The sequence below is a fragment of the Brevundimonas sp. TWP2-1 genome (assembly GCF_049897645.1).
Classification (GTDB): Bacteria; Pseudomonadota; Alphaproteobacteria; order Caulobacterales; family Caulobacteraceae; genus Brevundimonas.
In genome coordinates, this window is sequence record NZ_JAFCWR010000002.1 from 18,824 (window position 1) to 38,145 (window position 19,322).

At 65.8% G+C, this 19,322-nt stretch carries 21 protein-coding genes and 1 tRNA gene; 17 read left to right on the forward strand and 5 right to left on the reverse strand.

From position 1 onward, the window contains the following. Window positions 1–58: 58 nt before the first annotated feature. The 3 genes from ACP7BH_RS10275 to ACP7BH_RS10285 form a co-directional block, all read right to left on the reverse strand. Complete coding sequence (locus ACP7BH_RS10275) at window positions 59–334, reverse strand: DUF2312 domain-containing protein (RefSeq protein WP_135195123.1); 276 nt, start codon at window positions 332–334, stop codon at window positions 59–61. 159 nt (window positions 335–493) lie between these two features. Beyond that, window positions 494–619 carry a type B 50S ribosomal protein L36 gene (ykgO, locus tag ACP7BH_RS10280; RefSeq protein ID WP_008263184.1) on the reverse strand — a complete coding sequence of 42 codons (126 nt, stop codon included), beginning with the start codon at window positions 617–619 and terminating at the stop codon, window positions 494–496. A gap of 202 nt (window positions 620–821) precedes the next feature. Continuing rightward, window positions 822–898, reverse strand: a tRNA-Ala gene (locus ACP7BH_RS10285). 182 nt (window positions 899–1,080) lie between these two features. On the opposite strand from ACP7BH_RS10285, the gene ACP7BH_RS10290 reads away from it, so the two are divergent. Continuing rightward, a complete protein-coding gene (locus ACP7BH_RS10290) occupies window positions 1,081–2,364 on the forward strand; it encodes a lytic murein transglycosylase (protein ID WP_425984877.1) in 1,284 nt (427 codons plus the stop codon). 643 nt (window positions 2,365–3,007) lie between these two features. Here the strand turns inward: ACP7BH_RS10290 and cysS are convergent. Continuing rightward, complete coding sequence (gene cysS / locus ACP7BH_RS10295; RefSeq protein ID WP_425984879.1) at window positions 3,008–4,417, reverse strand: cysteine--tRNA ligase; 1,410 nt, start codon at window positions 4,415–4,417, stop codon at window positions 3,008–3,010. Window positions 4,418–4,546: 129 nt separating this feature from the next. Between cysS and folE the strand changes: the two genes are divergently transcribed. The 16 genes from folE (at window position 4,547) to ACP7BH_RS10375 (ending at window position 18,455) form a co-directional block, all read left to right on the forward strand. Continuing rightward, entirely contained in the window at window positions 4,547–5,164 is a 618-nt protein-coding gene (folE, locus tag ACP7BH_RS10300; RefSeq protein ID WP_425984880.1) for a GTP cyclohydrolase I FolE, read from the forward strand. A gap of 169 nt (window positions 5,165–5,333) precedes the next feature. Next, on the forward strand, window positions 5,334–5,768 hold the full coding sequence (locus ACP7BH_RS10305; protein ID WP_346496361.1) for a biopolymer transporter ExbD: 435 nt from the start codon (window positions 5,334–5,336) through the stop codon (window positions 5,766–5,768). 143 nt (window positions 5,769–5,911) lie between these two features. Then, window positions 5,912–7,753, forward strand: coding sequence for a gamma-glutamyltransferase family protein (locus ACP7BH_RS10310; RefSeq protein WP_425984882.1), 1,842 nt, complete (start codon window positions 5,912–5,914; stop codon window positions 7,751–7,753). A 233-nt stretch (window positions 7,754–7,986) separates the two neighbouring features. Continuing rightward, window positions 7,987–8,715, forward strand: coding sequence for an SPFH domain-containing protein (locus tag ACP7BH_RS10315; RefSeq protein WP_425984884.1), 729 nt, complete (start codon window positions 7,987–7,989; stop codon window positions 8,713–8,715). Next, a complete protein-coding gene (locus ACP7BH_RS10320; protein WP_425984886.1) occupies window positions 8,712–9,074 on the forward strand; it encodes an MmcQ/YjbR family DNA-binding protein in 363 nt (120 codons plus the stop codon). Before ACP7BH_RS10315 ends, ACP7BH_RS10320 begins: the two co-directional genes overlap by 4 nt. A gap of 36 nt (window positions 9,075–9,110) precedes the next feature. Then, a complete protein-coding gene (locus tag ACP7BH_RS10325) occupies window positions 9,111–9,953 on the forward strand; it encodes an aldo/keto reductase (protein ID WP_425984888.1) in 843 nt (280 codons plus the stop codon). Between the two features lie 15 nt (window positions 9,954–9,968). Further along, entirely contained in the window at window positions 9,969–10,634 is a 666-nt protein-coding gene (locus tag ACP7BH_RS10330; RefSeq protein WP_425984890.1) for a Pr6Pr family membrane protein, read from the forward strand. Window positions 10,635–10,730: 96 nt separating this feature from the next. After that, window positions 10,731–11,141: a helix-turn-helix domain-containing protein gene (locus tag ACP7BH_RS10335; protein WP_425984892.1), complete on the forward strand. Its 411-nt coding sequence runs from the start codon at window positions 10,731–10,733 to the stop codon at window positions 11,139–11,141. Window positions 11,142–11,171: 30 nt separating this feature from the next. Then, window positions 11,172–12,701 (forward strand): UbiD family decarboxylase, encoded by a 1,530-nt coding sequence (locus ACP7BH_RS10340; protein WP_425984894.1) that lies wholly within the window; start codon window positions 11,172–11,174, stop codon window positions 12,699–12,701. 30 nt (window positions 12,702–12,731) lie between these two features. After that, a complete protein-coding gene (locus tag ACP7BH_RS10345) occupies window positions 12,732–13,364 on the forward strand; it encodes a hypothetical protein (RefSeq protein ID WP_425984896.1) in 633 nt (210 codons plus the stop codon). 38 nt (window positions 13,365–13,402) lie between these two features. Further along, window positions 13,403–15,235 carry a M14 family metallopeptidase gene (locus ACP7BH_RS10350; RefSeq protein WP_425984898.1) on the forward strand — a complete coding sequence of 611 codons (1,833 nt, stop codon included), beginning with the start codon at window positions 13,403–13,405 and terminating at the stop codon, window positions 15,233–15,235. A gap of 3 nt (window positions 15,236–15,238) precedes the next feature. Beyond that, window positions 15,239–15,646, forward strand: a complete 408-nt coding sequence (locus tag ACP7BH_RS10355; RefSeq protein WP_135195108.1) for an MAPEG family protein — start codon at window positions 15,239–15,241, stop codon at window positions 15,644–15,646. 39 nt (window positions 15,647–15,685) lie between these two features. After that, window positions 15,686–17,041 carry a TldD/PmbA family protein gene (locus tag ACP7BH_RS10360; protein WP_425984900.1) on the forward strand — a complete coding sequence of 452 codons (1,356 nt, stop codon included), beginning with the start codon at window positions 15,686–15,688 and terminating at the stop codon, window positions 17,039–17,041. Beyond that, entirely contained in the window at window positions 17,038–17,835 is a 798-nt protein-coding gene (locus ACP7BH_RS10365; protein ID WP_425984902.1) for a 3'(2'),5'-bisphosphate nucleotidase CysQ, read from the forward strand. Before ACP7BH_RS10360 ends, ACP7BH_RS10365 begins: the two co-directional genes overlap by 4 nt. Window positions 17,836–17,941: 106 nt before the next feature. Continuing rightward, window positions 17,942–18,187: a DUF4170 domain-containing protein gene (locus ACP7BH_RS10370; protein WP_135195105.1), complete on the forward strand. Its 246-nt coding sequence runs from the start codon at window positions 17,942–17,944 to the stop codon at window positions 18,185–18,187. Between the two features lie 64 nt (window positions 18,188–18,251). After that, entirely contained in the window at window positions 18,252–18,455 is a 204-nt protein-coding gene (locus ACP7BH_RS10375) for a hypothetical protein (protein WP_425984904.1), read from the forward strand. Between the two features lie 154 nt (window positions 18,456–18,609). Here ACP7BH_RS10375 and ACP7BH_RS10380 read toward each other — a convergent pair whose 3' ends face one another. After that, window positions 18,610–19,275 (reverse strand): fused DSP-PTPase phosphatase/NAD kinase-like protein, encoded by a 666-nt coding sequence (locus ACP7BH_RS10380; RefSeq protein ID WP_425984906.1) that lies wholly within the window; start codon window positions 19,273–19,275, stop codon window positions 18,610–18,612. Window positions 19,276–19,322: the final 47 nt, after the last annotated feature.

Sequence of the window (19,322 nt, forward strand, 5' to 3'; positions counted from 1 at the left end):
CTGAGCGCGACAGCCCGCCTCCTGGCTTGAAGGGGGTGCGCTTCAAGCCGGGTCAGCCTCAGATCTCGCCGAGGGCCGACAGATAGAGGTCCAGGATGGCGTCCTCTTCCTGGCGCTTGGCCTTGTCCTGCTTGCGGATGCGGATGACCTTGCGCAGGATCTTGACGTCGTAGCCTTCGCCCTTGGCCTCGGCGAAGACCTCCTTCATGTCGGTCATGACGGCCTGCTTGTCCTCTTCGAGGCGCTCAAGGCGTTCGATGATGGTGCGCAGGCGGCCCTGGGCCGTCGCGTTGAGAATGTCGGGACCACCGTCGAAGGACGCGTCGTCAGCCATGAGGGATACTCCAGAAATCAGGCGCGGACGCTAACCATGCCGACAGGTGCGACTCAACCGCGAACACGAAAAAGGCCGCGGACAAACATCCGCAGCCTGTGGATCGTAAGTAGGACCCAACGTGCGCACGCCGCCGAAGCGACGTGCTGCAAACGCTGCTTAGCCCTGCTTCGCCTTGAAGCGCGGGTCGGTCTTGTTGATGACGAAGACGACGCCCTTGCGACGCACGACCTTGCAGTCGCGGTGGCGGGTCTTGAGGGACTTGAGGGAGCTACGGACCTTCATCGTCGGACGTCCTGAGAGAAACCAATAAGAAAGCCGCTGACCCGGTCGGATCGCGGCGGAGGCGGTCGTATAGAGAGAGGGGTTCGGAAGGTCAACCCGCCAAAGGCCAAAACCGCATAGAACCCAGGCTCAGCCTGCCTGGCGACGCATTTCCTCTCACGTGCTCAAGTAGCCCGAAGGGCGATAGCACGTTCAAGAACTATGGAGGCCTGACCTCCGAGTCGAACGGAGGGTTTACGGGGTTGCACGCCCGTTGCGTCGCCACTCCGCCATCAGGCCGTCAGAGGGACTGCGCTAATACGCCGCATGCCTTTAAGGCGTCGATCAAAATCGAGGTTAATGACGCCAACGAGGGAGCGACAGGGCAACGCTTTCGCCTCATTGGCGCTTTATGGCCCTGAAATGGACGTTCTCGCGGATGTCATTTCACGTCTGACCCTGGGGGCTTTAGTTTGAATCTCATGCGCTTTTCCTATCGCCTTCTCCTCATCGGCTGTGTTTCGGCCTGCGCCCCCATGTTGCCCGAGCCGCAGGTGGGTTTGCCGACGCCGCAGCCCCAGCCGCAACCGGGCGCCCCCGTCACAGCCCCTGCCCCCGCGCCGCAGACGCCGCCGCTGGCCGCCTATGACCAGCAGGGCTTCGAGGGCTGGAAACAGGGGTTCCTGGCGCGCAAGGGCGGCGCCCGCCGCGCCGACTACGCCCGCGAGCTGGACGGCCTCGCGCCCGATCCGACGGTGATCCGTCTGGACCGCAACCAGCCGGAGTTCTCCAAGCCCGCCGGCGCCTATATCCAGAACGCCGTGACGCCGGTGCGAATCGCCCAGGCCAAGCAGCGAATCGACCGGGTGCCGTGGTCGGTGGTCCAGCGGTTCGGCGTGCCCAGCGAAATCCTGGTCGGCGTCTGGGCGCAGGAGAGCGCCTTTGGTCAGGTCCAGGGCGACTATGACGTCATCCGCTCGCTGGCGACCCTGGCCTATGACGGTCGCCGCCGCGACTGGGCCGAGGGTCAGTTGAAGGATGCGCTGGACATCGTCGTGGACGGCCGACGCGAGCGCGCGGGCCTGAAGGGCAGCTGGGCCGGGGCCATGGGCCAGACCCAGTTCATGCCCGACAACTATCTGCGACTGGGCGTGGATCAGGACGGCGACGGCAAGGTCGACATCTGGCGTGACGACGCCGACGCCCTGGCGTCCGCCGCCAACCTGCTGGCCCAGGCCGGATGGAAGCGTGGCCAGAGCTGGGGATACGAAGTCACCCTGCCCTCTGGCTTCGACTATGCCGAGGCGGAAGGGCCCAAACACAATTGGGCCTATTGGGCGGCCAAGGGCGTGCGTCTGGCGCAGGGCGGCACGCCGAACGGAGCCGAGGCGTTGGAAGAGGCGACCATCCTGCTGCCGCAGGGGGCAAACGGCCCGGCCTTCCTGGCCCTGCCCAACCACTATGTGATCCGGCGCTACAACAACTCGGTCAGCTACGCCCTGGCGATCGGCCTGACGGCGGACGGGATCATGGGCAAGCCGGCCCTGAGCAAGGCCTGGCCCAACGATCCGTCGATGTCGCGCGAGCAGAGGATCGGGGCGCAGCGGGCGCTGACGCAGCTGGGTTATGACACCCAAGGCGTCGATGGGGTGATCGGGACCAACACCCGCGCAGCCCTGCGCCGCTGGCAGGTGGCGACGGGTCGGATCGCCGACGGCTATCTGACGCCGACGCTGGCGGACGAACTGATCCGCCGGGCGAACTGAGGACGTAAATCCGGGCATGGTTCGGCGCTCCTGCCTTTGCGGGCGGAGATGTTGGAGGGCTGGGCGGAGCGCCGGGCCTTCGCCCGGAGTGTGAGTTTGTAAGTACCGTTTCGACGAAGGGTATGACGCTCCGCGCGGGTGGTTGGCCTGCAAGCTCGGGGCGTCGAGCGGTGGCGGTCTTATCGCCTAACCCCATAAGCCTGCGACGGGTCGGCGGGGTCTGCGAACCCCGTCCCGAGTGCGATCGAGTATCCCCCTCGACCCTCCGACACCGCTCCATGAGTCGATGTCAGCGCGGGTCGTTTCAGACCCGCTCCCGTTCCATCCGCTCCCGCCGCCGCAAGGTCGCGGGCCTTACGAGCCCTCCGATGCGACGGAACGGGTTTAGAATACGCCGGTTTCGGAGGGGGGATGGGAGAACGGGGACATAAATCGGCAAGCGATTGGATTCGCTGAGAATGGACCAGCGGCATTGTGATGGTTGGCGAGCGTTCTCTCCCTCCCCTTCATGGGGAGGGGCGGCGAAGCGGAGCGAAGCCGGGGTGGGGCAGTATGAAGCGTCTCCGCTGCCCTCACGGCCCCACCCGGATCGCTGCGCGATCGTCCCTCCCCATGAAGGGGAGGGAGAGGCGTCTGTGGGGCTTCAGCCCTTCATCCGCCAGGTGGCGCCTTCTGGGCCGTCCATGACGACGACGTTCAGTTCGTTCAAGCGGTCGCGGATGCGGTCGGCCTCGTGCCAGTCCTTGGCGGCGCGGGCGGCGGCGCGTTGCTCCAGCAAGGCCTCGACCTCGACGCGCAGGGCGTCGGAGACGTCGCCTTCCAGCCAGGCGGCCGGGTCGGCCTGGAGCACGCCCAGGATGGAGGCGCAGGCGACCAGGCGGCCGCGAGCCTGGGCCACGGCGGCCGCGTCGCCGGCCGTCATGCCGCGCTCGATCTCGCTGGACAGGGCGAACAGGGTCGCCATGGCGCCCGGCGTGTTCAGGTCGTCCTCGATGGATTTGAGGAAGTCGGCGGGCGGATCGAGATCGACGACCTCGACGCCGCTGGAGCGATGCAGGGCGCCGTACAGGCGATCCAGCGACTTCTTCGACTGATCCAGCAGCCCCTGGTTCCAGTCCAGCGGCTGGCGATAGTGGGCGCTCAGCAGCGCCCAGCGGACGACCTCGCCCGGCATGGCCTGGACCAGGTCGTGCAGCAGCAGGACGTTGCCGACGGACTTGGACATCTTCTCGGCGTCCACGGTCAGGAAGCCGTTGTGCATCCAGTAGCGGGCGTATGCGTCGTGGGCGTGGTCATCATGGGCGTGGCCGTGGGCGCAGACGCCTTGGGCGATCTCGTTCTCGTGGTGGGGGAAGACCAGGTCGATGCCGCCGCCGTGGATGTCGATGGGCAGGCCCAGGGTCTGTTCGATCATGGCCGAGCATTCGATGTGCCAGCCGGGCCGCCCCTCGCCCCAGGGCGACGGCCAGGACGGTTCGTCGGTCTTGGACGGCTTCCACAGGACGAAGTCGTGGGGGTTCTTCTTGTAGGGGGCGACCTCGACGCGGGCGCCGGCGATCATGTCGTCCAGGTTCCGGCCCGACAGGGCGCCGTATGATTTGTAGGACGAGACGTCGAACAGGACGTGCCCCTCGGCCGCATAGGCGCAGCCGGCGTCGACGATGGCCTGAATCTGATCGACGATGGCCGGGATATAGTCGGTGACGTGGGGGGCGAGGTCAGGCGGCGACACGTTCAGCAGGCCCATGTCGGCCAGATAGGCGGCCTCGTAGCGGGCCGTGACCTCGCCGATGGGCACGCCCTCGCGGGCGGCCTTCTGATTGATCTTGTCGTCCACGTCGGTGACGTTGCGGGCGTAGATGACCTTGTCGGCGCCATAGGTCCGGCGCAGCAGCCGCACCAGGACGTCGAACACCACCGGCGGGCGCGCATTGCCGATATGGGCGTAGTCATAGACCGTCGGGCCGCAGACATAGAGGGTCACCCGGTTCGGATCGCGCGGTTCGAACAGGCGCTTTTCACGGTGCAGGGTGTCGTGGATGTGCAGCGGCATAAGATAGCTAGACTTCGTTTTCTTGCAGGACGGAGGGTCCGTCCCATATAGCGGCCTGATATACAGTCCCGACGGATTGTAGAAGGTAAACCGGGCGCACCCGCCCGCCCCGGCCGGAAAATCGAGTCCATGAGCGTCATCCCCGCCAAGCCCGTCCTCGTCAGCAGCGATGAGACCGTTGTGCGTCCCAGCCGCGAACAGGCGCTGGAGGCCGTGCGGACCCTGATCGCCTGGGCCGGCGACAATCCGAACCGTCCCGGCCTGATCGACACACCGAAACGGGTGGTGGACGCTTACGGCGAATGGTTCGACGGCTATGACGCCGATGCGGGCAAGGAGTTGAGCCGCACCTTCGAGGACGTGACCGGTTACGACGACATGGTCATCCTGCGCGACATCGAGGTCGAGAGCCACTGCGAGCACCACATGGCTCCCTTCCTGGGCAAGGCCTATGTCGCCTATCTGCCCGGCGAGAAGGTGGTTGGAATCTCCAAGCTGGCGCGGGTGGTCGAGATCTATGCCCGGCGGCTGCAGAACCAGGAAACCCTGACCAACGACATCATCGACGCCATCGAATCGCACCTGCAGCCGCGCGGCGTGGCGGTGCTGGTGGACGCCGAGCATCAGTGCATGACCACGCGTGGGGTGCATCATCGGCACGTTTCGACCATCACGACCCGCTTCACCGGCGCCTTCAAGGACGATCCTGCCTTGGCGGACCGTTTTCTGAAGCTGGCCAAGGCCTGAGGCCTGAACTCGGGGACGACTGTCGCGTATAATTGACGTTCGGGAACGGCAGATCGTTTAGAACCGCTTTACAAGCCCGCATCGGGACGCCAAGAACCGATCAAGCCTTCGGGCGATCCATAGGGAAATGTCGGCGCGGATTGCAGCCGGCGAGTAACGGAGACGATGCATGGCTGCCAAGCTGGGTGGTTCCGGTGGGGACAAGCACACGATCGAACAGACGGCGGATATCAACATCACGCCGTTCATCGACATTCTGCTGGTGCTCATGATCATCTTCATGGTCGCCGCGCCTATGGCGACCGTGTCGATCCGTCTGGACCTGCCGCCGGCGCAGCCGCCCACCAATCCGACCGAGGAAAAGGAACCGGTGTACATCACCATCCAGGACTCGGGTCAGCTGTTCATCGCCGAGAACCAAACCTCCATCGACAACCTGGCCGCTGACGTCTGCACCGCCCTGGGCGGCGGTTCCTGCCAGGAAGAGCGCGTCTTCGTCCGCGCTCAGCCGGAAGTGAAATATTCGCAGTTCATGGAAGTCATGAACACGATGCAGGAGAACGGCTTCTTCAAGGTCGGTCTGCTGAACGAAGACATCGAATAGGGCTTTTGTCAGTTCAAGAATTTGGGCCGCGTTCCGAAAGGGACGCGGCCTTTTTCTTTGGCTGCGTGCTCGACGAGATTGGGGCTTGCCGGATGGACCGGACCCCGCCTTGATGCCCCATCGGCCGTTCGAGGAGTTCGCCCATGCATCGTCGCACCTTCCTGTCCGCCCTGCCTGCTGGAGCCTTGACGGCCGGAGCAATGGCGGCGTCGGCGGCTCAGGCCCGACAAGCCTCCCCGACCGCCAAACCGACCGAAGCGGCCCCCGCCCCCGCCCGTCCTGATCCCTATGCCGGCGTCGGCATCGGCGACCGGATCACCGGGCCGAAGTTCATGGGGCGGTCCACCGTCTGGGGCGCGAACGGGGCGGCGGCCACGGCCCACCCGGCAGCCAGCCTGATCGGGATCGACACCCTGAGACGCGGCGGATCGGCCATCGACGCGGCCATCGCCATCAATGCGGCGCTAGGCTTTCTGGAGCCGGTGGCCAACGGGATCGGCGGCGACGCCTATTGCATGCTGTGGGACCCGAAGCAGAAGAAGGTCGTCGGCCTGAACGGCTCGGGCGCCAGTCCGCGGGGCCTCAGCCTGGCGACCGCGCGGTCCAAGGCCATCGACGGCTATCTGCCGCGCTATGGCGCGGTGACGGTGAACGTGCCGGGCACTGTGGACGCCTGGTGGAGCGCGCATCAGAGGTATGGGAAACTGCCCTGGAAGGATGTGCTGCTGCCGGTCGCCGAACTGTGCGAACAGGGCGTCCCCATGCCCCAGGTCATCGCCTACTACCTGGAACGCAATATGGCCGCCTTCGACCGGGGCGTGATCCCGATTGAGGAGAACGACAACAGGAAGCGCATCTGGGCCGCGAACGGCGCGACGCCGAAAGTGGGCGAGATGTTCGCCAATCCCTTCCTGGGCAAGACCCTGCGGATGATCGCCGAGGGCGGGCGCGACGCCTTCTACGACGGCCCCCTCGCCGACCAGATGGAAGCCTATTTCAAGCGGATCGGCGGCTGGATGACCCGCGCCGATATGGCCGCCCACCACACCGAATGGGTCGAACCGATCCAGACCAACTATCGCGGGGTGGACGTCTTCGGCCTGGGTCCGAACACGCAAGGGCTGTCGACCAACCAGATCCTGAACATCTGCGAACAGTTCGATCTGAAATCCATGGGCTTCCAGTCCGCCGCCTCGCTGCACGTCCAGGCCGAGGCCAAGCGGCTGGCGTTCGAGGACCGGGCGCGCTGGTTCGCCGACGACCGGTTCTCAAAGACCCCGGTCGAATGGCTGAACTCCAAGGCCTATGCCGCCGAACGGGCGAAACTGATCCGGCCGGACCGAGTGATGGACCGGGTCATGCCCGGCGACGCCCCGCACCATGGCGACACCACCTATTTCAGCGTCGCCGACGCCGACGGAATGATGGTCAGCTGGATCCAGTCCAACTATCGCGGCATGGGCTCGGGCCTGGCGCCGGACAATGGGTCGGAGCCGCTGGGCTTCATGTTCCAGGACCGGGGCGAGCTGTTCGCCCTGACCGACGGCCATCCCAATGTCTATGCGCCCGGCAAGCGCCCGTTCCAGACCATTATCCCCGGTTTCGCGGTCAAGGACGGCGAGCCCTGGATGGCGTTCGGCGTCATGGGCGGCGCCATGCAGCCCCAGGGCCAAGCCCAGATCATCATCAATATGGTCGACTATGGGCTGGAGCCCCAGGCGGCCGGCGACGCCCCCCGCTGGCAGCACTATGGCTCGTCCGAGCCGACCGGCCAGCCGCAGGAAGGAACCGGCGTGCTTCATCTGGAAAGCGGCGTGCCCGAGGCGACCAAGGCGCAGCTGCGGGCCATGGGCTGGACGCTTGGCGAACCTGACGGTGGGTTCGGCGGCTATCAGAACGTCATGAAGCAAATGAACCCCGGCGGTCGCTGGACCTATGGCGCGGCGACCGAGATGCGCAAGGACGGGATCGCATTGGCCTACTGAAGGCTGGACGATGGGTCGCGTGGCGCTAAGGTGAGGCGGGGCTCTTGCCCCGTCAGAGGCCGTCTCGGCGCGACGCCCGGTCACGGGCGCGGTCAGCCAAAAAGGGGCGCCTCTCGTGTTTGGTCACAAGAAGGACGCCCGGCGCCGGCCGAAAGGCAAGCCGTGGACGGGCCCTGCGGGCTTCGCGCCCCCGCCCCTCCGCTGCGGCGCCGGGCATCCCGATCGGAGGATGCATGTTCGATCCCTGGGGTCTGCTGGCCGTCGCCGTCGTCGTGGTGATCGCCTTCGGTGTGGCGCTGCTGCTGAGCGGCCGTCGGCGCATCAGGATCAACGCCTGGCAGCGCGGGGCCCTCTATGTGGACGGTGTCTATGAGCGTCTGCTGGATCCCGGCGTTCACTGGCTGTGGAAGACCGGCCGCAACCTGCATGTCCAGCCGGTCACCCTGGATCGTCAGGTGCATGTGATCCGCGCCGACGTGATGTCGTCCGAACGCATGGCTTTGAGGCTGTCCGCCGCCGTCATCTACCGGATCGAGGACGCCGAAAGGTCGATCCGGGAACCGGTCGAACCCCTGCTCGACCTGGCCGCCGGCGTCGCCCTGACGCGGCTGGCGGGCGAGATGACGCTGGAGACCCTGCTGGCGCAGTCGCCCGACGCCGACGCCGCCTTCGCCGCCCTGCTGGGCGACACGGTCGGCGCCGCACGCATCGAACAGGCCCAGATCACCGGGGTCATCCTGCCGCCGGAGTTGCGCCGCCTGATGACCGAGGTCGAGCGTGCACGTCTGGAAGGTCTCGCCGCGCTCGAACGCGCCCGTGGCGAACAGGCCTCCCTACGCTCCCTCGCCAACGCCGCCCGACTGCTCAAGGACAATCCCGAACTGGCCCAGTTGCGCCTGCTCAAGACGGTCGAGAACGCCAAGGCCGCGACCGTAGTGCTGGGCGACGACCGACGCCGATGACCCGCGACGAGGTCCGCGCCCTGCTGCTGTCGTTTCCGGGCGTCGAGGACGGCGTGTCCTATGGTGAGGCGTCGTACAAGGTGGCGGGCAAGTTCTTCACTTGGATGCGGCCCCAGTTGGACGACAGCATCCTGGTGCATCTGGACAATCGCGATGAGCGTGACCTGCTGATCGAGATGGACCCGGCGACGTTTCATTTCACCGACCACTATCGCGACTATCCCATCGTCCTGGCGCGCATCGCGACGGTCGATCCGGTCTGGCTGAAGGCGGCGCTGGACAGGCGATGGCGCAAGGTCGCGCCGAAAAGTCTGTCGAAACAGCATCCGCGTCTTACCGGAACGGGATCGGGCGCCTAATTACACGCTCCCCTGAACGCAGCGAAGGCGCGCCCCATGGCCTATGGCGACCAACCCACGATCACCGTCGATGGAATCGAAATCCCCCTGCTCGGCTTCGGCACCTGGCAACTGGAGCCGGCGGATGCGCGGCGCATGGTCGCCGAGGCGTTGCGGATCGGGTATCGCCACATCGATACGGCCTGGATCTACAAGAACGAGCAGGCGGTGGGCGAAGGCATCAGGGATTCCGGCGTGGCGCGCGAGGACCTGTTCCTGACGACCAAGATCTGGGTCGAGCATTTCACCCATGACGCCCTGCTGAAACAGGCCAAGGAATCGGCCGACAGCCTGGGCACGACGCCGGACCTGTTGCTGCTGCACTGGCCCAAGACGACGCCGTCGTTCGAGGAGACGCTGGGCGCGCTGAACGCCGCCAAGGACGAGGGGCTGACCAAGTCGATCGGCTTGTCCAACTTCCCGTCCAGGGAGTTCCGCCAGGCGCAGGGCCTGTCCAAGGCGCGATTGATCACCGACCAGGTCGAGCACCATCCCTATCTCGGCATCGACCAGCTGGTCGCCACGGCGGCCGAGCTGGGCTCGTCGATCACCGCCTGGTCGCCGCTGGCCCAAGGCAAGATCGCCGACGACGCCACCATCAGCGAACTGGCCAAGGCGCACGGCAAGACCAACGGTCAAATCACCCTGCGCTGGCTGATCCAGCACGGGATCATCGCCATTCCCCGCACCACCAAGGAAAGCCGGGCGCGCGAGAACTTCGACATCTTCGACTTCGCCCTGACGGACGAGGAGATGCAGCGGATGGATGCGCTGGATCGCGGCGAAAGACTGGGCGACTGGCTGGACCCCGCGTTCGAATGGGACAAGACTGCCGCCTGATCGACGGAGGCGCCGGTGTTTCGCAAACGGGACCAGCCCAGGCTGTGGCGCGCGACGTTCGCCGTCGTGGGCTGGACCGCGCTCGCGCTTCAATATCTGCTGATGGTGGCGCCGGTTCAGGGATGGTCGGTGCTGGAGCGGACGATCAACTATTTCAGCTTCTTCACCATCCTGACCAACATCCTGGTCGCCCTGGCCTTCACCGGCCCGCTTTTGGGCGAGGGCTCCAGACTGGGCCGTTGGAGCGCCAGCGAGGGCGTCCGCGCGGCCGTCGCCATGTATATCGTGGTGGTCGGGGTGGTTTATCATTTCCTGCTGCATCCCTACTGGAACCCCACCGGCTGGTCGCTGCTGGTCAATGTGGTGCTGCATTACGTCATGCCCGTCGCCTTCGTGCTGGACTGGCTGTGGTTCACGCCCAAGGGCCGTTTGCGCTGGATCGACCCGGCGAAATGGCTGGCCTTTCCCTTGATCTATGGCGGGTGGACGCTGATCCACGGCCTAGCGACGCATTGGTGGCCGTATGGGTTCGTCAATGTGGATCAGCTGGGTCTGGGGCGGGTCGTGATGATCTTCGGCGGGCTGCTGGTCTTCTTCCTGCTGGTCGGACTGGCGCTGGTCGGACTGGATCGCGTGTTCGGCCGGGCAGTGCGTGACAGCGAGGCCGCAGCCATTCGCTAGTTGATCAAGAAAAACGACCAAGACAGGAGTTAGATTTCTCTTGCTTATTCACTTTATTTTTGAAAAATGGAGTGAGTTTAAAGCTGGAATACATTTATGACCCAATTTTCTGATCGTTTAGTTGAGGCCTGTGATCGAAAAGACATCATGGGACATGGCCGTCAAAGCGAAATCCGACGAAAGTTGAAAACTAAATTTGATTTAGACCTAAGCGCCCAGTGTGTAAGCAACTGGTTTAAAGGAGCCACCACACCTCGAGGCGGTCATCTTGAAAAACTAGCTGAAGTTCTCTCTGTCTCGCCCTCGTGGTTGATATTTGGGAATGACGCCGAACCGTCGCCGCTGATTGACGTAACGGCGCAGGAATCCAACGAGCGTAATGTCCGCTTAACCGACGGACTGTGGCAGTTCGTCGATGATCTCGTGGCATCCGGCGGCTATGAGGACAGCAGTGATGTTGTTCGTGCGGCGTTGCGCAATTTCAAGATTGAGCAGCCCCCTGCTTAGTTCGACATCCGACACGGATAATAGCGAGCCATGGCCTACAAATCCCTGCGTGACTTCATCGATCAGCTGGAAGCCCAGGGCGAGCTGGTGCGGGTGTCCGAACCCGTCTCCACCGTGCTGGAGATGACCGAGATCCAGACCCGGCTGCTGCGGAACGGCGGGCCGGCGGTGCTGTTCGAAAAGCCGGTCATGCCGGACGGAACGATCAGCCCCATCCCCTGCCTGGCCAATCTGTTCGGCACGGTGAAGCGGGTCGCCATGGGGGTGACGCTGGAGGGCAAGAACCGGACGACGGCGGGCGAGCTGCGCGAAGTCGGGGAACTGCTGGCCTTCCTGCGCAATCCGACACCGCCGCGTGGGCTGGGCGACGCGATGGAGATGCTGCCGCTGATGCAGACCGTCATGTCGATGCGGCCCAAGGTGGTGAAGAAGGCGCCGGTGCAGGAGGTGGTGCTGAATGGCGACCAGATCGACCTGACCGCCCTGCCCGTCCAGTCCTGCTGGCCCGGCGAGCCGGCGCCTCTGATCACCTGGGGCCTGGTCGTGACCAAGGGGCCCAGCGAGGACCGCGAGGATGATTTCAACCTGGGCATCTATCGGATGCAGGTCCTTGGCAAGGACAAGGCCATCATGCGCTGGCTGGCGCACCGCGGCGGGGCGCAGCACTATGCGCGGCACAAGAAGGCCCGGCCCGCTGAGCCCCTGCCCTGCGCCGTGGTGCTGGGCGCCGATCCAGGAACCATCCTGGCGGCGGTGACGCCGGTGCCGGACACCCTGTCGGAATATCAGTTCGCCGGCCTGATGCGCGGCGCCAAGGCCGAGCTGGTCGCCTGCAAGACCGTGCCGCTGATGGTGCCGGCCCAGGCCGAGATCGTGCTGGAAGGCCATGTCCTGCTGAACGAGTTCGAGGACGAAGGTCCGTATGGCGACCACACCGGCTACTACAATTCGGTCGAGAAGTTCCCGGTCTTCCAGGTCAGCGCGATCACCATGCGCAAGAACCCGATCTATCTGACCACCTTCACGGGCCGCCCGCCCGACGAGCCGTCGGTGCTGGGCGAGGCGCTGAACGAGGTGTTCATTCCGCTTTTGCGCCAGCAGTTCCCGGAGATCGTCGACTTCTGGCTGCCGCCCGAGGGGTGCAGTTACCGGATCGCCGTGGTGTCGATGAAGAAGGCCTATCCGGGCCACGCCAAGCGGGTGATGCTGGGCGTCTGGAGCTATTTGCGCCAGTTCATGTACACCAAATGGGTCATCGTGGTGGACCACGACATCGACGCCCGCGACTGGAAGGACGTCATGTGGGCCATCTCGACCAAGATGGACCCGGCCCGCGACATCACCGTGATCGAATCGACGCCCATCGACTATCTGGACTTCGCCAGCCCCGAAAGCGGTCTGGGCTCCAAAATCGGCCTGGACGCGACGGACAAATGGCCGCCTGAGACCAAGCGCGAATGGGGCGAGGAAATCCGTATGGACGAGGCTGTGATCGAACGGGTTTCCGACATGTGGGACCGGCTGGGCCTTCCCGGCGACGGAACACCGATCTGGAAGTAAGCTTGGCTCTTGGTCACGCCGGGGGGCGATGTGAGCGCGTTCGAATTCTTCTTCAGCTTTTATGGCCTGCTGCTGGGCCTTTCGGTCGCCGAACTGGTGGGCGGGTTTGCGCGGGTGCTGCATGAGAAGCAGCGGATCCGGTTCGGCTGGCTGACGCCGATGCTGGCCCTGTTTGTGGCTATCGACATCGCCACCTTCTGGAACCAGGCCTGGGTCATCTTCAGGGGCGCGCCGTTCAACACCTTCGTGCTGATCGTCTCGCTGGCCATCGCCGCCACCTTCTACGTTGCGGCCAGCGTGACCTTCCCGCGCGTCTCGGCCGAAGGCGGCGACGAGCGGATCGACCTGGACGACCATTTCTGGGCCCACCGACGGCTGGTGTTCAGCTGTATTCTGGCGGCCAATCTGATCGTCGCCGTGATCGTGATCATCCTGGCCCAGCTCAATCCCGGCTTTGCCCAAGTCGCCAGTTCGGTGCGCCTGTGGACCGGCGTCGCCATCTTCGTGATCGGCACGGCGACGGCGGCGTTCGCAACCTGGCGCAGGGTTGCGGTCGGAGCACTGGTCGTAGTGCTGCTCTACAGTCTTTGGCAGATGGGGAACTCGGCGGCGCTGCTGCTGAAGGCCGGCGGGTGGGCGCCCGCGCTGGGCGGCGGCGGTTGACGCCTTGTCAGGTCGAAGCAATCGGCCCACGAAAGGCCATGCAGTCCCCTCTTCTGGTTTCGGCGCTGGTCGCCGCCCTTGCCTGTAGCGTGAGCCCCGCCATGTCCCAGACGATCCCCAACACCGCCCCCTGGGACCAAGCCTTCCTGCCGCCCGCGCCGGCCTGGGACGGGGCGTCAAAGAGCCTGTTGCGCCCCGCCTCCGACCCCTGGGTCACGGCGTTCGAGGCCGATCCGGGCCATGACTTCAGCCCCAACTATGCCGACACCCGCACCTGGTTCGAGCGCCTGGATCAGGCCAGCGACCTGATCCGCATCGAACAGTTTGGCGTCTCGCCCGAGGGACGACCGATCTATGCGGTGATGGCGTCCAAGGATGGGGCGACCTTCGATCCGACCAAGCCCGTGCTGATGATCCAGGCCGGCATCCACCCCGGCGAGATCGACGGCAAGGACGCGGGCATGATGGTGCTGCGCGACATCGCCTTTTACGGCAAGGACGCCCTGCTGGACCGGGTCAACTTGATCCTGATCCCGATCCTGAGCGTGGACGGGCACGAGCGGGCCAGCGCCTATTCCCGCCCCAACCAGCGCGGGCCGCGCATTCAGGGCTGGCGCAATACGGCGACAAACCAGAACCTGAACCGCGACTATCTGAAGCTGGATCAGCCCGAGATGCGGGCGGTTCGCGGCCTGATCCTGAAATACCGGCCGGACCTTTACGTGGACGTCCACGTCACCGACGGCCTGGATTATCAGTACGACGTCACCTATGGCTTCAACGGCGAGTACGGGTCGTTCAGCCGCTCGCCGAACGGCTCAGCCTGGCTGGATTCGGTGTTCAAGCCGGCGATGAACACGGCGCTGGAGCGCGAGGGGCACATCCCCGGCGAGCTGGTTTTCGGCATGGATGACGACGAGCCCAGGAAGGGTCTGTCGGACGGCGGGCTGGGCGAGCGATTCTCGAACGGCTGGGGCTCGGCGGCCCATGTGCCGACGATCCTGATCGAGAACCACAGCCTGAAGCCGCACGAGCAGCGGGTCTTGGGCACCTATGTCTTCATCGAGGAGGCGATGCGGCTGCTGGCGGATCAGGGCGCTGGGCTGCGGGCCGCGACCGAGCAGGACAAGGCCCTGCGCCCGGCGCAGATCCTGGCCAACTTCGAGGCCGAGGAGACGCCGTCATCCACCCGTCCGTTCAAGGGCATCCTGTACGAGATGTACGACAGCGCGGCCTCGGGCCGTCAGGAAATCCGCTGGCTGGGACAGCCCGATCCCGAGCTGTGGCAGATGCCCTTCTATGGCTCCAGACCGACCCTGACCCTGACGCGGCCGACCGCCTATTGGGTGCCAAGCTATCGCACCGACATCATCGAGCGCCTGAAGATCCACGGCGTCGAGATGGAGACGGTCGAGGCGCCGCGCACGGCGAACCTTTCGATGTTGCGCCTCGTCGAGCCCAAGCTCGCGACGCGGGCCAACGAAGGTCACGTCCAGGCCTCGGTGAAGACAGTCGAGGTCGAGCGCCGGGACTGGACCTTCCCGACCGGATCGGTGCGGGTGCCGACCGATCAGCCGCTGGGCGACATCGTCGTGCTGCTGCTGGAGCCGCAATCCAGCGAGAGCTTCTTCGCCTGGGGCATGTTCCCCGAGGTCATGAGCCGGGTCGAATATATCGAGGCCTACGCCATCGCGCCGCTGGCGGACAAGATGATGGCGGCGGACCCTGCGCTGAAGGCCGAGTTCGAGGCGAAACTGGCTGCCGATGCGGCGTTCGCGGCCGATCCCCAGGCGCGTCTGGCCTGGTTCTACGAACGCACGCCCTTCTATGACGACCATTATTTGCTCTACCCCGTCGGGCGCGAGGACTGATCGATGACCACACCGCTGATGTACGCCGTCCAGGCCGCCGCCCTGTGGAGCGGCCTGCTGATCCTGATGATGCTGGTGCTGTCGGGCATCGTGGTCAGCGGACGGCGCAAGCACATGGTGTCGTTCGGAGACGGCGGGAACCCGGACCTGATGGCCGCCAGCCGGGCGTTCGGCAATCTGGTGGAATATGCGACGCCGGGCATGATCGCCATGCTGCTGCTGGCCGCCGTGGGGGCGCCGGCCTGGATGGTGCACGGGGTGGGTGCGACCCTGCTGGTCGGACGGGTGGTCCATGCCCTGGGCCTGCTGTTCCAGACCGGGCCGTCGCTGGGACGGGTGATCGGCATGTTGCTGACCTGGGTGGCGCTGCTGAGCGCCGCCGTCGGCCTGATCGCCTTCGCCGTCGTCTGACGCGGTTGCGGTGCAGCAAGCCGTCCGCCATATCGGGGCATGACTGAAACCCTGGCTGCGCCCGTTTCCACCGATCTTCTCAACGACATCGTCAGGGCGGCCCTGAGGGCCGGCGCCGACGCCGCCGAGGCGGTCAGCGCCGATCGCCGCTCCCTGTCGGTAGGGGTGCGCAACGGAAAGCTGGAAGACGTCGAACGCGAGGAGTCGCGCGACCTGGGCCTGAGGGTCTTCGTGGGCCAGCGCCAGGCGTCGGTCTCGGCATCGGACCTGTCGCCCGCGACACAGGCGCGGCTGGTCGAGCGGGCCGTGGCCATGGCCCGCCTGGCGCCGGAAGATCCCAACGCCGGTTTCGCCCCGCAAGATCGTCTGGCGCGCGGGCCGTTCGTCGACCTGGACCTGTTCGATCCCACCGAACGTAGCGCCGAAATCCTGGAACAGGCCTCGGCCGAGGCGGAAGCGGCGGCCCTGGCCGTGACAGGCGTGGCGCGGTCGGAAGGCGGCCATGCCTCATGGTCGTCCAGTCGCTGGCGGTTGGTGACCTCGCACGGGTTCGACGGCGCCTATGAGGGTTCGGCCTTCTCGCTGGGCGTTGGCGTCATCGCGGAAAAGGACGGGGCGATGGAGCGCGGCGGCGAGAGCCGTTCGATGCGCCACCTGTCCGACCTGCCCGGCGCCGAATTGATCGGACGCACGGCCGGCGAGCGCGCGGTCGCCCGCACCGGCGCGCGCAAGATCGCCTCGACCACCGCCCCCGTCATCTTCGACAACCGCATGTCGGGCCAGATCGTGTCTCCAGCCATCGGCGCCATTTCCGGCCCCTCCATCGCGCGCGGCACCTCCTTCCTGAAGGAGCGGCTGGGTCAGCGGGTGTTCGCCGAGGGCGTCACCCTGATCGACGATCCGTTCCGTCCGCGCGGCATGGGCTCCACCCCGTTCGACGACGAAGGCGTGGCGGTCGAGAAGCGCGCCCTGTTCGACGACGGCGTCCTAACGACCTGGCTGTTGAACAGCGCATCGGCACGGCAGTTGGGTCTGCAATCCACCGGCCATGCGTCGCGGGGCCTGGCGGGACCGTCGGGCGTCTCGACCCACAACCTGCACATGGAGCCCGGCGAGCAGGATCTGGCGGGCCTGATGGCCGATGCGGGGACCGGCCTGCTGGTGACCTCGATGTTCGGGCCGTCGCTGAACGGAAACACCGGCGACTGGTCCGCCGGGGTGTCGGGCCTCTGGTTCGAGAACGGCGTGATCGCCTATCCGGTCAACGAGGTGACAGTGGCCGGCAAGCTGACCGACCTGTATCTACGCCTCCAGCGCGGATCGGACCTGGAGTTCCGGGGCGGGTTCAACGTGCCCAGCCTGATGTTCGACGCGGTGGCCATCGCGGGCAAATGACCGATCTTGAATCCGATCTCGACCTGATCCGCCAGGCGGCCATCGACGCCGGGGCGCTGGCGATCGCCGAACGCGAGGCCGGGCTGAAGATCGAGTCCAAGGTCGGCGGCTCGCCCGTCACCAGCGGCGACCTGAAGGTGGACGCCATGCTGAAGGACCGGCTGCTGTCGGCGCGGCCCGACTATGGCTGGCTGTCGGAGGAGACGGCGGACTCGCCCGAGCGGCTGTCGAAGCGGCGCATCTTCATCGTCGATCCCATCGACGGGACCGTCGCCTATATGAAGCGGACGCCGTGGTGGTGCGTGCCCATCGCCGTGATCGAGGACGGCGAGGTCGTCGCCGCCGTCATCCACGCGCCCGAAGTCGAGGAGACCTATGTGGCTGTGCGCGGCGGCGGGGCGCGGCGCAACGGCCGGGCGATCAGGGCCTCGGACGTGGATACGCTGGAGGACGCCTCGATCCTGGGCGATGCGCGACTGATCGAAGCGCCCTATTTCGACGACGAGCCCTGGCCGCCGATGCGGTTCGAGAAGCGCAACGCCCTGGCCTATCGGATGGCGCTGGTCGCCGCCGGCGCCTTCGACGCCGCCTTGGCCCTGACGCCGAAGTGGGACTGGGACGTCGCCGCCGGCTGGCTGATCGCCCAGGAGGCGGGCGCCAAGGTCAGTGATCACCACGGGCGGCCATGGGCCTTCAACCGGCCCGATCCGCGCCAGGCCAGCCTTGTCTGCGCGGCCCCGATTATCCAGCCGATGATCGTGCGGCGCTGTAAAAACGTGCCTTTATCGACCTAAGGCGAGGGCGGAAAAACCCTGCTCCACATTGATCCTTGGGCGTTCTCGGCCTATGCCGCGCGCAAACCTCCTCCCCAGCCTTCGGGCCCAGCCTTCAGGATTTCCGATGACCGATCAGAACGCCGTCCCGCCGCAACTTCTGCACATCGTCATCGGCGGTGAGCTTCGTCACCTGGGCGAGCCGACCTTCCGCGACCTGTCGCAGGTCGAATTCGTCGGCGCCTTCGGTAGCTATGACGAGGCCAAGAAGGCCTGGAAGGCCCGCGCCCAGGCGACCGTGGACAACGCCCATATGCGCTATTTCATCCTGCACGCCCACAAGCTGATCGACCCGCGCGGCGACGTGGCCTGAGTGCGGCATCGGGGAGCCGAACCGGCGCCCCGATCCGACGTTTAGTCTGTATGCGAGGACGATCATGAACCTGGAACCGCAACAGATCTTTCAACTGGTCAGCCTGCTGGCGGTGCTGGCGCTGTTCAGCTTCTCGCTGCGCGGGCACATCAACTACGCTCGCTGGTTCAAGAGGTGGGAGGCCGAGCGCAAGGCGCGGCGCGACGCCGAACTGGCGGCCGAGGCGCGCGCGAACGGCGACGAGCCGAAGACCGGCCCCTGGGGCTGAGGCCTACTCTCAAATCCGTCATCCTCGGGCTTGTCCCGAGGGCCCACCGTTAGGCTGACGCGACCAGAGAAGCCGCGCTACGCCTCTGATGTTCGAATGCGCGGCCGCCGTAGGCCCTCGGGACAAGCCCGAGGGTGACGGGTGGATAGCTGCCCTACTCCCGCCGCAGCAGCTTGTCGGTCAGCAGCGTGCCCCACCAGCCGGCCTTGAACTCGGCGCGGATGGCCTTGGGATCGTAGTCGGGGCTGTCGACCCAGTCGATGAAGCTGATCCCCCGAGGCTCGATCTCGGCGACGTATTTCTCCAGCGTGTAGTCGAGCACGCCGGTCAGCCCCTCGCGCGAGTGCAGGTATTTCTTGGACAGCTGTTTCATGGCGACCGAAATCGGTTCGCCTAGGTGGAAGTGGCGATAGAAGACCGCCATCATCCCAGCCCGGTCCGCGCCGGACTTGCAGTGGATAAGCACCGGATACTGGATCGTCCTGAAAAGGTCGCGGGCGCGGTGGATGCGGTCTGTCTGAGGCGGATCGCGCGAGTCCAGGGGGGCGTCGATCAGGGTCAGGCCCAGCCGTTCGCAGGCCTCGCGCTCCAGCCAGTAATAGCCCTCGTCGCGTTCGCCGCGCAGGTTGATGACGGTCTTGACGCCCTTCTTCTTCCAATAGGCCAGCTGGCGCGGCGATGGCTGGTTGGTGCGCACCAGGTCCGGCCCCAGCCAGTGGGCGTTGGAAAACGCCACGCGCAGAAACGCGTGGTCGGCCCAGAAATAATGCCAATGCGCCCGGAAACGGCCCATCGCGGTCGAGAGGTCGAAGCGCGCCATGCCCGCCAGATAGCGATCCGAGGCCGCCGCGTCATCCGATCTCGATC

What these genes read in the sequence shown, in the direction of transcription:
- ACP7BH_RS10275 (WP_135195123.1), bottom strand. Translation starts at nt 334, where the DNA reads ATGGCTGACGACGCGTCCTTCGACGGTGGTCCCGACATTCTCAACGCG.
- ykgO (WP_008263184.1), bottom strand. Translation starts at nt 619, where the DNA reads ATGAAGGTCCGTAGCTCCCTCAAGTCCCTCAAGACCCGCCACCGCGAC.
- ACP7BH_RS10290 (WP_425984877.1), top strand. Translation starts at nt 1,081, where the DNA reads ATGCGCTTTTCCTATCGCCTTCTCCTCATCGGCTGTGTTTCGGCCTGC.
- cysS (WP_425984879.1), bottom strand. Translation starts at nt 4,417, where the DNA reads ATGCCGCTGCACATCCACGACACCCTGCACCGTGAAAAGCGCCTGTTC.
- folE (WP_425984880.1), top strand. Translation starts at nt 4,547, where the DNA reads ATGAGCGTCATCCCCGCCAAGCCCGTCCTCGTCAGCAGCGATGAGACC.
- ACP7BH_RS10305 (WP_346496361.1), top strand. Translation starts at nt 5,334, where the DNA reads ATGGCTGCCAAGCTGGGTGGTTCCGGTGGGGACAAGCACACGATCGAA.
- ACP7BH_RS10310 (WP_425984882.1), top strand. Translation starts at nt 5,912, where the DNA reads ATGCATCGTCGCACCTTCCTGTCCGCCCTGCCTGCTGGAGCCTTGACG.
- ACP7BH_RS10315 (WP_425984884.1), top strand. Translation starts at nt 7,987, where the DNA reads ATGTTCGATCCCTGGGGTCTGCTGGCCGTCGCCGTCGTCGTGGTGATC.
- ACP7BH_RS10320 (WP_425984886.1), top strand. Translation starts at nt 8,712, where the DNA reads ATGACCCGCGACGAGGTCCGCGCCCTGCTGCTGTCGTTTCCGGGCGTC.
- ACP7BH_RS10325 (WP_425984888.1), top strand. Translation starts at nt 9,111, where the DNA reads ATGGCCTATGGCGACCAACCCACGATCACCGTCGATGGAATCGAAATC.
- ACP7BH_RS10335 (WP_425984892.1), top strand. Translation starts at nt 10,731, where the DNA reads ATGACCCAATTTTCTGATCGTTTAGTTGAGGCCTGTGATCGAAAAGAC.
- ACP7BH_RS10340 (WP_425984894.1), top strand. Translation starts at nt 11,172, where the DNA reads ATGGCCTACAAATCCCTGCGTGACTTCATCGATCAGCTGGAAGCCCAG.
- ACP7BH_RS10350 (WP_425984898.1), top strand. Translation starts at nt 13,403, where the DNA reads ATGCAGTCCCCTCTTCTGGTTTCGGCGCTGGTCGCCGCCCTTGCCTGT.
- ACP7BH_RS10355 (WP_135195108.1), top strand. Translation starts at nt 15,239, where the DNA reads ATGACCACACCGCTGATGTACGCCGTCCAGGCCGCCGCCCTGTGGAGC.
- ACP7BH_RS10360 (WP_425984900.1), top strand. Translation starts at nt 15,686, where the DNA reads ATGACTGAAACCCTGGCTGCGCCCGTTTCCACCGATCTTCTCAACGAC.
- ACP7BH_RS10365 (WP_425984902.1), top strand. Translation starts at nt 17,038, where the DNA reads ATGACCGATCTTGAATCCGATCTCGACCTGATCCGCCAGGCGGCCATC.
- ACP7BH_RS10370 (WP_135195105.1), top strand. Translation starts at nt 17,942, where the DNA reads ATGACCGATCAGAACGCCGTCCCGCCGCAACTTCTGCACATCGTCATC.
- ACP7BH_RS10375 (WP_425984904.1), top strand. Translation starts at nt 18,252, where the DNA reads ATGAACCTGGAACCGCAACAGATCTTTCAACTGGTCAGCCTGCTGGCG.
- ACP7BH_RS10380 (WP_425984906.1), bottom strand. Translation starts at nt 19,275, where the DNA reads ATGGCGCGCTTCGACCTCTCGACCGCGATGGGCCGTTTCCGGGCGCAT.